The sequence below is a fragment of the Mucilaginibacter ginsenosidivorax genome (genome assembly GCF_007971525.1).
GTDB classification, from domain to species: domain Bacteria; phylum Bacteroidota; class Bacteroidia; order Sphingobacteriales; family Sphingobacteriaceae; genus Mucilaginibacter; species Mucilaginibacter ginsenosidivorax.
The window spans coordinates 4,507,662-4,520,987 of sequence record NZ_CP042437.1 but is presented as its reverse complement, the minus strand read 5'-3'; the positions used below and the strand labels follow the sequence as shown (position 1 = coordinate 4,520,987).

The following is a 13,326-nucleotide window of genomic DNA, read 5'->3' as shown; positions in this document are numbered from 1 at the left end:
CGGAAAGTCTGAAAGTCAGTAAAGTCCGAAAGTTTAAGAATTTTGATGTTCCTAACTTTCGGACTTTACTGACTTACCGTCTTCCGGACTTATATTTAATATTAATCTTTTAACCAGGCTTCGATTATGGCATGTATCTGGGCAAAAATCTCATTTACCGAGCCTATGCCATTAATGCTTTTAAATTTACCCTGGTTTTTATAAAAACCGGCCACTGGCGCCGTTTTATCATTGTATTCGTGAATGCGTTTGCTAATCACTTCCGGGTTCGCATCATCAGGTCTGCCCGAATCTTTGCCACGTAGCAATAAGCGGCGCAATAATTCATCATCATCAACCTCAAGCGCTATCATGCCAGATATAGCAGATGCTTTGCTTTCAAGCAAGCTATCCAAAGCTTCGGCCTGTGCAACTGTGCGGGGGAAACCATCAAAAATGAAACCCTTACCGTCTTTATTGCTATCCAGCTTATTGCTGATCATACCAATTACAACCGCATCCGGAACCAACTTGCCATCATCCATCAACTTCTTTGCCTCTAACCCAAGTTCTGTTCCTTGTGCAATTTCGCCACGTAAAAGATCGCCGGTTGATAAATGGATTAATCCATATTGTTCAATAAGCTTTTGTGACTGAGTCCCTTTCCCGGCTCCGGGAGGACCAAACAATACCAGGTTTAGCATGCTCGTTATAAATTAAAAGCCTTTCGGTACAACACAGAAAGGCTTAGGATTAACTTTGTACCTGTATGGATTAAACCATTTAAAGGCATATTTTATGTGCACTCGAAGGGAGTCGAACCCCTAACCTTCTGATCCGTAGTCAGACGCTCTATCCAATTGAGCTACGAGTGCTTTTCGAAACGGAATGCAAAGATAGAATTTCTTTTTAATCTCTCACATTTTTTTTCAAAAAACCTGTAAGTATCAGTTTCACATGATCTTACTTTGCGCCATAATTAGTTATTTGTTTTTATATCTTTAAATTTTTAACCGGATAGTAATCAACGTGAAGTTTAACAATAGCGCCAACCTTTTCTCCGAAATAAAAACAGTACCTGCTATTTTAGATCAAAAAAAATATCCCTCGCTGAATGGGTTAAGGGCCATTTCTATCATCATGGTGCTTATTCATCATTTCATCCTCAACTATAACCCTTATTTTCAAAGCCTTGTATTTATTGGTCCTTTGGGTGTTGATGTATTTTTTGTAATAAGCGGTTTTTTGATTACCACCTTATGCATTAAGGAAAAAATAACAACCGGCGATTTATCGCTTAAAAACTTTTACATCCGCCGTGCATTAAGAATCCTTCCGGTAGCTTACCTGTATATCGTGGTAATTGCTATACTTAATTATTTTTTCAAAATGCAGGTTGGTGCCCTCAGTTTTATATCGTCAGCATTATTCATCGCCAACCTTTCCTATTTCAGGAGGCTACAGTTTGACTGGAGCCTGGCCCATTACTGGTCACTATCCGTCGAAGAGCAATTTTACCTGCTGTTCCCGGTTTTCATCAAAAAGAAATTCCAGCTATATGTGGCAATATTACTGACAATCATCATACTGACACCCTTACTGGTTTACCTGCAAACCTTAGTTGGCTTTTTAAACAACGGGGTACTATCAGCTGCCTTACGCTACCTGGTTAAATTCCAGGGTATAGCTGTGGGTTGCATGTTTTCGGTTTTGTTATTTAAAGGGTATTTAAACTTTGGCAGGTTCGGGCTGGCGGCTACACTGGTATCCGTTTTTATGATCTTTTACCTAAAGTTTGATGCTTTTTTTACGCTGCAATCCTGCTTTATCAACTTGTTCATTTCAATTTTTATCGGCATTATCATTGTCAATAACATCGGCCCTAAAACTAATTTGGTATATAAATTTCTGAACTTAAAGGCATTGAGTTTTATCGGTGTACTATCGTACAGTATTTACATCTGGCAGCAACTATTCCTGTCTAATGATACCCGGTTCCCGCTTACCAAATATCCCATTAACCTGCTGTTCCTGGCATTGGTACCCGTATTATCGTACATTTATTACGAAACGTTTTTTTTGAACTTAAAGAAACGTTTCGCCAAAAATAAAAAGGCATAAAAAAGCCTGCCAGGCTTGGCGGGCTTGGTGTGCTATAGTCTACAAAAATTATTTTACAACTTCGGCAATGGCCTCAAAGTTTGGCAGGTCGGTAGCAACTTCCAGTACTTCGGCGTAAATGATATTTTGCTCTTCGTCGATAACAAAGGCTGCACGTTTTGAAACTCCTTTTAAGCCCATTACAAAATCGGCATAAATGGCTTCATAAGCAGTTGATACTTCCTTGTTAAAGTCCGATAACAAATCAAACTGGTAACCATTTTCTTCTTTAAACTTAGCCAGCGAAAAAGGCGAATCAACAGAGATGCCCAGGATGGTAGCATTTAAACCATCGTAGTAGCCAAAGCTATCGCGCATGGTGCACAATTGCGTGGTGCAAACGCCGGTGAATGCCAAAGGAAAAAAATGTAATACCACTTTACGGCCCTTAAAATCGGCCAGTGATACGGTTTTTAATGCTGATGATACTAATGTAAATTGTGGTGCCGCCTGGCCTGGTTGTAATGACATAGTGGGATTTTTATACTGCAAATAAATCGGTTTTATAAGTCAGTTGCTAATTGTACAGATAATTATTGTGTCAATTTAATTGATTAATGGCATTTAACATTTTTATTCCACTTTTAACTTTATTTAACAGCCGGTTTTACAAGGCATTACATAGCTTAGTGATACAGAAAAACGCCTCTTGCATCAACCTTGTTAAATAAAATCATGCTTAAAAACTTTATCAAAACCGCTTTCCGCAGCCTTTTAAAAAACAAAGGGTTTACCACCATTAACATTTTAGGCCTGGCCCTGGGGCTGGCAACTTGCCTGCTTATTGTGTTTTACGTGGTTGATGAATTAAGCTACGACAGGTTTAATAGCAAGGCCAACCGCATTTACCGGGTAAATATGGATTTAAAATACGGCGGCAACGTGGCTTCATTTGCCATTACTCCTCCGCCATTGGCAGCAACTTTGGCTGGCAATTTCCCGGAAGTTGAAAAATGCACCCGCCTGATTCATGACCAGGGCATAAGGGTAAAAAAAGGCAATGAATTTATACAGGAAGAAAAAGTAGTTTATGCCGAACCCGATCTGTTTAACGTGTTTACCCTGCCATTGGTAGCAGGCGACGCCAAAACAGCCTTAACAGCACCCAACACCGCAGTGATTACCGAAAGTACAGCTAAAAGGTATTTTAACAGTACCGATGCTGTGGGCAAAACCCTTACCTTAAGCAACAACACGAATTATAAAATTACTGGTGTGATGCGCGATATACCCAATCAATCGCACTTTAAATTCGATTTTTTCCTGTCGATAGCCGGGCGTGCCGATGCAACAAGCAACGACTGGAACAACTTTAGCTACACCACCTACATATTATTTAAACCCGGTGCCGACCCTAAAAAACTGGAAGCCAAACTCCCTGCCCTGATGAAAAAGCAATTGGGTGCCAATTACCAGCAACTGGAAAAAAGTGGCGGTTACTTTAAGCTGAATATAATGCCGCTTACAGATATCCACCTTAAATCAAACCGCCAGTACGAGCTTGGGGCAAACAGCAGTATTACCTACGTTTATATATTTTCGGCCATAGCGCTTTTTGTGTTGCTGATAGCCTGTATCAATTTCATGAACATGTCTACCGCCCGATCGGCCAATCGGGCAAGGGAAGTTGGTGTGCGCAAGGTACTGGGTTCGTCGCGCGCATATTTAATAGCGCAGTTCCTGTCCGAGTCGTTGCTGGTTACTATCGGCGCTGCCATTATCGCGGTTTTGGCTGCCTGGGCTTTACTCCCATTGTTTAACCAGGTGGCGGGCAAGCAACTGATGATAACCGGGCAAACTTTTGCCTGGCTGCTGCCATCCTTACTGGCAATAGTTGTGGTGGTAGGTGTACTCGCAGGCTCCTACCCTGCTTTTTACCTGTCGGCCTTTCAACCTATCAGCGTATTAAAGGGCAAAGTTTCCTCGGGTTTTAAAGGGGGTATGTTCCGTAATATCCTGGTAGTTTTCCAGTTTGCCATATCTATCTTCCTTATCATCGGCACACTGGTAATTTACAACCAGCTCACTTACATTCAGCATAAAGATCTTGGGTTTGATCGTACCCAGGTATTAGTTGTTAAAAATGTGGATGTACTACAAAGTGCGCAAATTTTTAAACAGGAAGTTGCTCAGATACCCGGTGTTAAAAGCGCATCGTTAAGCGGCTTTTTACCTACCGGTGTGGCCCGGCAGCCCGATGCCGTTTTCCGCAATAAAATTGCCGATCCTAAAAACGCGCTGTTTACGGAGGTTTGGCCTATTGATGAAGATTACCTGACCACCATGGGTATGGGCATGTCAAAAGGCAGGGGCTTTTCGCGACAGTTTGCAACCGATTCGGCAGCTATCGTTATCAATGAAACTGCGGCCCGAATGCTGGGTTATGGCAATAACGCGCTGGATAAAAAACTGTACCGCCCAAGCGGTATGCCCAACCAGCCATTAAAGGAATTTCATGTTATTGGCGTGGTAAAAGATTTTAATTTCAGTTCGCTGCGCGATAACATAACACCGGTGGTTATGCTATTAAGCGAAGACAAAGGTGCCCTAAGCATTAAAACAAACAATAAAAACATGACGGCCTTTGTGGCACAGGTGCAAAGTAAGTGGAACACCATATCGCCAAACCAGCATTTTGAATACTCGTTTATGGACCAGGATTTTAATGCCACCTACCGCACCGAACAACGCACCGGCGCACTATTTTTATCATTTACCACACTGGCAGTTATCATTGCCTGCTTAGGGTTATTCAGCCTGGCAGCCTATGCCGCCGAGCAGCGCAATAAAGAGATAGGAATCCGCAAGGTATTAGGTGCAAGTGCATCGGCCATTGTAACCATGCTGTCTAAGGATTTTATTAAACTGGTACTCATTTCCTTTGCCATTGCCGCTCCGCTGGCCTGGCTCGGCATGCGCCAATGGCTGCAGGGCTTTGCCTACCGGCAAAATATCCAGTGGTGGGTTATTGTTCTATCGGGTTTGGGTGCTATTGTTATCGCCTTTGTCACTATCAGCGCGCAATCATTTAAAGCAGCTATGAGTAACCCGGTGGATAGTTTGAAGGATGAGTAATTGTTTTGCCGGTGGAGTTTCACGATAATAGGTTTTATGATATTTTTTGGTTCCCTCCTAACGGGCTACTGTGTGTACACAAGTTTATAGGAGATAGTAATTTAGAAAAGCCACTCCGTTAGGAGTGAAATGTCGGTAAAATAATTAAGCATCTCCCTTTTCGTGCCGTAGGTACGAAACTAGCCGCCAAATTTGGCTATTTATCAATACCCATTTGACCGGAAAAGTCCAATAGTGACGTACCTACGGCACGTAATGCTATTTTTGATCGTTTTTCTACCGACATTCAACCCTTCTGGGGTTTTTCTTAAAAAGATGTGTACACACGGTAGCCCCACGGGAGGGGTGCGGCTGGCAATGTGCGCAAAAACAGGGAGGGGTTTCACTGCGCAACTATAAAACGCGCAACTGATAGCCTGATTTAACCCCTACCTCCTCCTCCCCCGAGGAAGGAATCGCACATTCCCGCGTGCCTTTTTTCCCCAAACACCTATTTGGTTCCAGATGGCTATCGTGTCCCACAGTCTATATAGTCTCGATAAATCCCTCAGTAAATCTCATTTTTCTTTTTACCTCCTTGATTAACTAAATATTTAGTTATAGCTTTAACTCATCAATAATCAAAAGCTATGATCAGGAATTACCTCAAAACCGCGTTCCGTTCCCTTTTAAAAAATAAAGGGTTTACTTTTATCAATATTATAGGGCTGGCGCTGGGCCTGGCAACCTGCCTGCTCATTGTGTTGTACGTGGTTGATGAGTTAAGCTACGATAGGTACAATACAAAATATGAGCGGATTTACCGGGTAAATACCGATTTAAAATATGGCGGCGTTGTAACCTCGTTTGCAATTGCCGCGCCACCTGTGGGCGATGCTTTAAAAAACAATTTCCCCGAGATAGAAAACGCGGTAAGGATTTCGCCGGCATTAAACATCCGCTTTAAAAAAGGCAGCCAGGATATCGCAGAAGATAAAGTGATCTATTGCGACCCATCCCTGTTTTCGATATTTACCTTACCCATGATTAATGGCGACCCGAAAACCGCGCTGAACGACCCTAACGCCATTGTACTTACCGAATCGTCGGCCATCAAATACTTTAACAAAACAGATGTGGTAGGCCAAACACTTACCATTAACAATGATAGCATCCCGCATAAAATAACCGGGGTTGTTAAAGATGTACCCGTACAATCGCATTTTACGGCCGGCTTCTTCCTGTCCATTTTGTCGCAGGAATCATCGCGCGACAAAACGTTTAATCATTTTAGTTTCGGCACCTACATTTTATTGAAGCCAGGTGCAAGCTCTTCACATCTGGAAGCAAAGCTACCTGCCATGATGCGCCAATGGCTTAACGGCAGTATGAATATGGATAAATTTGAAAAAGGCGGTAATTATATCCGCCTGAATTTAACCCCGCTAAAAGACATCCACCTGCAATCAAACCGCCAGCGCGAACTGGGGCCAAACGGTAATATCCAGTATGTATATATATTCTCGGCCATAGCTTTATTTATATTGGTGCTGGCCTGTATCAACTTCATGAACCTTTCAACCGCCCGTGCTGCCAACCGCGCCCGCGAAGTTGGGGTGCGTAAAGTACTGGGCTCCTCGCGCTGGTCGCTCATGGTTCAGTTCCTGTCCGAATCATTTATGGTTACCCTGGCTGCCACTATTATAGCGGTTTTAGTGTCATGGACGTTGTTACCTGCATTTAACCAGTTGGCCGGGAAACAGATAACGATAAGCACGCAACTGGTTAACTGGCTGTTACCTGCTTTGGCGGCTATCATTATTATTGTTGGCATTGTTTCCGGCTCGTACCCTGCATTTTTCCTGTCGGCCTTTCATCCTGCCCATGTTTTAAAGGGGAAAATATCAACCGGGTTTAAAGGAGGTATGCTGCGCAGCTTTTTGGTGGTATTCCAGTTTTCGATTTCCATTTTCCTGATCATTGGCACCATGGTAGTTTACAACCAACTCCGGTATATCCAAAATAAAGACCTTGGCTTTAACCGCGACCAGTTACTACTTATAAAAAATGTAAACGCCTTAAACAATCCGCAGTTGCTAAAACAGCAGGTAAAGCAATTGCCGGGCGTGGTTAACGCCACACTTAGCGCCTACTACCCTACCAACACAACCCATTTCCCAAACAGCATCAGCAGTGAGCATAAAAGTGGTTTGATGGCCGAGTACTGGTCGGTTGATGAAGATTACCTGCATACAATGGGCATGCACCTATTAACAGGCCGCGGATTTTCCAGCCAGTTCCGTTCCGACTCATTGGGTATGGTCATTAACCAAACAGCGGCCAATATGCTGGGCTTTAATAACAACGCCTTAAACAAAACGCTCACTACCGGGCAGGGGCCAAATGCCAGAACATATCATGTTATTGGTGTGGTAAAAGATTTTAACTTCAGTTCGTTAAGGGATAACATCAGTCCGCTGGTTATGGTGATGGACCAGGATTGGCGGCAGTTGCTTTGCGTTAAAGTGAATACCAAAAACCTGCCGCTTTTTTTAAACCAGGCAGCGCATGAGTGGAAAAAGCTTGCCCCAAACCAGCAATTTGAATACTCATTTATGGATGCCGATTTTGACGCCCTTTACCACACCGAGCAGCGCATGGGGAGCCTATTTGTAGTATTTACCGCCCTTGCCATTATGATAGCCTGCCTGGGCTTATTTGGCCTTGCAGCCTATGCCGCCAGCCAGCGTAACCGCGAAATAGGCATCCGCAAAATATTAGGTGCCGGGGTGTTCGGTTTGGTAACCATGCTATCAAAAGATTTCATCAAACTGGTACTCATAGCCATTGCTATTGCCACACCGTTAGCCTGGCTGGTCATGCAAAAATGGCTGCAGGGATATGCTTACCGCCAAAACATTCAATGGTGGGTATTTGTGCTGACCGCACTGGCGGCCATTGTAATTGCCATGATAACCGTCAGCTTTCAATCTGTTAAAACGGTGATGGCCAATCCGGTGGATAGTTTAAAAGAGGAGGGTTAGTTCATTGGTGTAGTGCAAAACACAAGCTTGGCCTATCGGTGATAATAAGCTAACCTGAATTTAACCAATCTCAAGGAGATAGGCAATTAAACAAAACAGCATAATTTTATATATTTGATGTATCTAATCGTTATCACTCGTATGAAAAAAATTCTCTTTATATTTTTAATATGGTCCTTTACTTCTTGTTCTTTATCTGATCAGAGCCAAGCCGAAAATTTGGTAAAGGATTACCTGAATAAAAATTTGAATGACCCGGATAGTTACGAGCCGGTATCCTTTGGAGCATTAAAAGCCAACTTTGATACTTATGAAAACAGTAACACAGAGGGCAAAAAACTTTCAACAAAAAGAACAGATCAGGATAGCATAGCGAATATTTACGAATCAAAAATTGACAGCATCAATAATGGTTATATTAGCGGCAAAAAACTTCTGGAAAAATACACATCGTTAGCCAAAAAACATCGTCATAATGCCGATAGTATTAAGCAGATAATAGATACTAAAAGCGCCGACTATCACGGGCCTTTACTTGGCTATTCTATAACCCATACCTTTCGCGCCAAAAATGCTTTTGGTGCCCTCGTATTGCAAACCAAAGATTTTATGCTTGACGATAAACTAACTGAAGCCTATTGATTTTAAGTTAATTCTGTTGCGATAACCAGGATTCGATCTATAACCAATACTTCGCCACAGGACACCTCCATTAACGTCTACCTACCCACAACTTTAATCCCCTGATTATCTCGTCGACAGGGTTACCTAAATACCCTTTTTGGTATCAATAGTAACCAAAAAACAAATTAACATCATGAAAACAAAAATTTTTACTGCCCTTGCGGCGGGAGTATTGCTGCTGGGCGCTTGTAAGGGATCTGGCGGAAGCTACGACAACGAAAGAAGTGCCGAAACTGCAGATACTGCACATTTGGCACCGGATAACACCACCGCGAAAACCGATAAATTAGATTCGGCTAAGCTGGTTAAAACGGCCGATATGCGTGTAAAAGTAAAAGATGTTGGCAAAGCCACAGAAACGGTTACCGCCTTAACTGCAAAATATGGCGGTATGGTAATTCACCACCAAATGCAAACAACAAATGAAGGCAGCCAGGACCTTAGCGTCGGTAATGATTCTGTGATGCACATTTCTTCGTTTAGCAGCGTTGCTGATATGACAGTCAACGTTCCTCCAAACCACCTGGAAGATTTCATGAACCAGGTTGCCCAAATAGGGCTATATGTCGAGAATAGGAAAATGAACATCGAAGATAAATCCCTTGATTACTTGTCGTCAAAGCTCAAGCGCGAAAACAGGGAAAATGCGGTGAAGCAGGAGGCTAACACCGGTGAAAAGATAGACCGAGAAAAACAACTCACGGCTAAAGATGACATTGTCGATAGAAAAATTGCTAACCTTAAAACAGACCAGGATGTAAAGTATAGTACCGTAATATTAAGTTTTTACCAAAGCAGAACGGTATTAAAAGAGGTATTACCAAGCAATGACGCATCAGCATATCAGTTGCCTGCTTCTAAACGTTTGGTTAGCGCATTAATTTATGGATGGTCGCTTTTTATCAACCTGGCCGTTGGTTTCGCCAATATCTGGGTATTCGTTTTAGCCGCCATCGGCTTGTGGCTATTGTTCAGGTATTATAAGCGAAAACACCCGGCATTTTTCGGCACTATAAAATCATAAAATTTTAGTAGCATTTTCGGTAAACATTTCTATTTTTGCGGTACAAAAAATATCGGTATCATGGAGTCAATGGAAAACGCTAACGCAGAGAAACATTACAAACTATTAGTTGTCGCAATCATCATAGGCATTTTTGGTGTATTTATCCGTTTTGCAGGCGATGAAAACTCAGCTTATTTCTCATGGATAGCCAACGCAGCGTTGTTAATTGGTACCCTGATAGCTTTAAAAGCAGTTTTCGCAATAATGAAGTAAAGCCCCCCGGCCCCCTGAAGGGGGAGGAAGAAAATATATTGTAAAGAAGCCTCGTTCATTTTTTGGATGGGGCTTTTTTGGTTTTGTATATTTTCATAATAACCGATGTCATTTCGAACGAACCGGCGATGGATTGCGCACAGGGGGCGAGGAGAAATCTTGAACGCCCAGCATTCCGATAAACTTTTTGTGATGCGGGGCGTTCAGGATTTCTCTTTCGCTCCCCGTTCTCTGCTCTCCCCCGCTCTATCGAAATGACAATTTTATCTGAGAGATACGAATCAAAAACTCCCCCTTCAGGGGGCCGGGGGGCTCGCCTTACTTCGGCCTGTACTTTGATTCATTCAATATCCTCTGCGCATCCTTATTGGCCATCAACTGTTGCAGGGTAACTTCGGGATGTTTATCCATATAAGCGCGTACAATTTGCCAGCCCGTCCATACGGCCAGCTTGGGGGCCGATTCATTGCGTTCGCCAAGGCCGGGGGTAAAGGGGGCTTCGGTAAGGTATTTTTGAATTTTGGGATAATCAGTTTCGTACAACAGGTTCTCGTCCAAAAAATAAGCCCATATCTTCGGCTCAAAATCGGTACACCATTTTAGCTGGTCGCGGGTGTAGCTTATTTTCAGGGTATCGCCGGCATCGGGCAAAATCTTGTCCATAAAATACATGATCTTGCCGTTGTAAATCATTTTAGTTAAAAGTGATTTATCATCGTCACTCTCGGGGAACATATCTTCGCGGGCAATGCCTTCAACCACGCGTGGTGTAATATTTTCGGGCGTAAAGTGCCTTGATAAATAATGCGGAAAAGCGCTGGTGATAGAAGGGTAAAACCGCGAGTTGGCACCCAGAAATAAATCGAGCCCGATAGCAAAATAACCATCACCTATAGATGTTTGCGCCTGGAAACCAGAAAAGTAACTATAAACCTTAGGAATTCTTTTTTGCGGATAATAGTATTTAATATGCTTAAAAGCATCGGTAAGTTCGGCTTCCTGTTTATCCAGTTTAGGGTAAGTAGTCTCTACATCGTGCCTCAGGTCGTTATAGGCTTTGTTGGCAAACACATTGCGCAGGGTTTTAAAATATGCGGTATCCCTAATGCTGCCTACCGGTAAAATACGTTCAATAAAATCCTGGTAAAATACTTTGTATTTATTATGCAGGTGAATAGCCTGTTGCGCCATGGGGCGGGTGCGCATGGCGTCAAAATCCTGGTCAAAGCGTTCAATCTTCACCTCAAGGTCAATATTACTTACATCAACCTTTTTGTTGTCGCGGCAGGCCGACAATATCAGACCGATAAAAAAAATTAAGTAAATTTGTTTTGCTTTATACCGGGTAGTTATCATATTTATCCTTTGAGCAAAAATAATTTTTATTTGCATTAATACGTTACTATACCATCCATGAAAATTGCATTAGCCCAGCTTAACTATCATATAGGTAACTTCGAATCGAACACGGCCAAAATAATTGACCATATACTAAAAGCCAAACAAAACGGCGCCGACCTGGTAGTTTTTGCCGAGCTATGCGTGTGCGGCTATCCGGCACGTGATTTCCTGGAATTTGACGAGTTTATTGGCCTGTGCGAGGAATCGGCAAAAAAAATAGCCGGGGTATGTATTGATGTAGCCTGTATTATTGGCCTGCCAACATTTAACAATAAAACCGAGGGCAAGGATTTAAATAATTCGGCCTATTTTATTGAAGATGGTAAGGTTAAAGCCGTCGTAAATAAAGCCCTGTTGCCCAATTATGATGTATTTGACGAATACCGCTATTTTGAACCATCAACCGATTTTAACTGCATTGAATTTAAAGGCAAAAAAATAGCGCTTACCATTTGCGAAGACTTGTGGAACACGATTGAAAACCCATTATACATTACCCGCCCTATGGATATCCTGATCCATCAGCAGCCTGATGTAATGATCAATATCGCGGCTTCGCCGTTTGCCTACAACCATGATGAAACTCGGATTGCTATTTTAAGCGATAACGCCAGCCGTTACAAGCTGCCCCTTTTATATATCAATAATATAGGCGCACAAACCGAACTGATTTTTGACGGCGGATCGCTGGTGTTTGATAATGCGGGCACGCTGATAGATGAAATGCCTTATTTTGAAGAAAGCACGGCTTACTATACCCTTAATGATGATAACACCATCAGCTTTGAGCATCCATCAACCATGAAAACCGACAGGCCCGGCGATATTGAACAAATTCACCAGGGCATCGTATTAGGTATCCGCGATTACTTTTATAAATCAGGCTTTAAGCAGGCCATTTTGGGCCTGTCAGGCGGTATCGATTCTGCCGTGGTTTGCGCCTTGGCTGCCGAGGCTTTGGGCGCTCAAAATGTAATGGCCGTATTATTGCCATCCCGTTTTTCAACCGATCACTCGCTGAAAGACGCGGAAGACTTAGTGGCCAATCTGGGTTGCAAAAGTGAAACCATTGCCATAAAGGATATTACCCAGGCTATAGAAACATCGCTGCATCCGCAGTTTAAAAACCTGCCATTTAATATTGCCGAAGAGAATATCCAATCGCGCAGCAGGGCTATATTGTTAATGGCCATGTGTAATAAGTTTGGCTACATACTGCTTAATACCAGCAACAAAAGCGAAGCAGCTGTAGGCTACGGCACTTTATACGGCGATATGTGCGGCGGCATATCTGTTATTGGCGATGTATACAAAACCCAGGTATTTGCCCTGGCCCGCCATATTAATAAAGACAAAGAGATAATCCCGATAAACTCCATTGTAAAACCGCCGTCGGCTGAGTTAAGGCCCGATCAAAAGGATACAGATTCGCTGCCTGAATACGACATACTGGATAAGATATTGGAAGAATATATTGAATACCGCCGCTCATCTGCCGAAATCATTAAAATGGGATACGATGAAGCAACAGTTCGCCGGGTGATCAAGCTCACCAACTCCGCCGAGCATAAACGTTACCAAACCCCGCCGATATTACGGGTATCGCCCAAAGCGTTTGGCATGGGCCGCAGGATGCCGATAGTAGGTAAGTATCTTTCGTAAGCTCCAAGAGTCAAGAATCAAGAGCCAAGAATCAAGACGGGAAAAACAGGTAAAAAAAACAAG

The 13,326-nt window shown here is 42.8% G+C and carries 10 protein-coding genes and 1 tRNA gene; 7 read left to right on the top strand and 4 right to left on the bottom strand.

The window, feature by feature from the left end; translation table 11 throughout:
* Positions 1 to 101: 101 nt before the first annotated feature.
* Positions 102 to 683, bottom strand: coding sequence for an adenylate kinase (locus FSB76_RS18890; protein ID WP_147056025.1), 582 nt, complete (start codon positions 681 to 683; stop codon positions 102 to 104).
* A gap of 97 nt (positions 684 to 780) precedes the next feature.
* Positions 781 to 854, bottom strand: a tRNA-Arg gene (locus tag FSB76_RS18885).
* 154 nt (positions 855 to 1,008) lie between these two features.
* Here FSB76_RS18885 and FSB76_RS18880 point away from each other — a divergent pair.
* Positions 1,009 to 2,100: an acyltransferase family protein gene (locus FSB76_RS18880; RefSeq protein WP_147056023.1), complete on the top strand. Its 1,092-nt coding sequence runs from the start codon at positions 1,009 to 1,011 to the stop codon at positions 2,098 to 2,100.
* A 48-nt stretch (positions 2,101 to 2,148) separates the two neighbouring features.
* On the opposite strand, the gene FSB76_RS18875 is transcribed toward FSB76_RS18880, so the two are convergent.
* Positions 2,149 to 2,610, bottom strand: a complete 462-nt coding sequence (locus FSB76_RS18875; RefSeq protein WP_147056021.1) for a redoxin domain-containing protein — start codon at positions 2,608 to 2,610, stop codon at positions 2,149 to 2,151.
* 204 nt (positions 2,611 to 2,814) lie between these two features.
* Between FSB76_RS18875 and FSB76_RS18870 the strand changes: the two genes are divergently transcribed.
* The 5 genes from FSB76_RS18870 to FSB76_RS18850 all read left to right on the top strand — a co-directional run bounded on the left by FSB76_RS18870 (position 2,815) and on the right by FSB76_RS18850 (position 10,200).
* Positions 2,815 to 5,214, top strand: coding sequence for an ABC transporter permease (locus FSB76_RS18870; protein ID WP_147056019.1), 2,400 nt, complete (start codon positions 2,815 to 2,817; stop codon positions 5,212 to 5,214).
* 629 nt (positions 5,215 to 5,843) lie between these two features.
* Positions 5,844 to 8,237, top strand: a complete 2,394-nt coding sequence (locus tag FSB76_RS18865) for an ABC transporter permease (RefSeq protein WP_147056017.1) — start codon at positions 5,844 to 5,846, stop codon at positions 8,235 to 8,237.
* 141 nt (positions 8,238 to 8,378) lie between these two features.
* Positions 8,379 to 8,879, top strand: coding sequence for a hypothetical protein (locus tag FSB76_RS18860; protein ID WP_147056014.1), 501 nt, complete (start codon positions 8,379 to 8,381; stop codon positions 8,877 to 8,879).
* A 175-nt stretch (positions 8,880 to 9,054) separates the two neighbouring features.
* Positions 9,055 to 9,945 carry a DUF4349 domain-containing protein gene (locus FSB76_RS18855; protein ID WP_147056012.1) on the top strand — a complete coding sequence of 297 codons (891 nt, stop codon included), beginning with the start codon at positions 9,055 to 9,057 and terminating at the stop codon, positions 9,943 to 9,945.
* 60 nt (positions 9,946 to 10,005) lie between these two features.
* Positions 10,006 to 10,200, top strand: coding sequence for a hypothetical protein (locus tag FSB76_RS18850; RefSeq protein ID WP_090651678.1), 195 nt, complete (start codon positions 10,006 to 10,008; stop codon positions 10,198 to 10,200).
* 318 nt (positions 10,201 to 10,518) lie between these two features.
* On the opposite strand, the gene gldB is transcribed toward FSB76_RS18850, so the two are convergent.
* Entirely contained in the window at positions 10,519 to 11,556 is a 1,038-nt protein-coding gene (gldB, locus tag FSB76_RS18845) for a gliding motility lipoprotein GldB (protein WP_147056010.1), read from the bottom strand.
* 57 nt (positions 11,557 to 11,613) lie between these two features.
* Here gldB and FSB76_RS18840 point away from each other — a divergent pair, with 57 nt between their 5' ends.
* Complete coding sequence (locus FSB76_RS18840; RefSeq protein WP_147056008.1) at positions 11,614 to 13,263, top strand: NAD+ synthase; 1,650 nt, start codon at positions 11,614 to 11,616, stop codon at positions 13,261 to 13,263.
* The last annotated feature ends 63 nt before the right edge of the window (positions 13,264 to 13,326 follow it).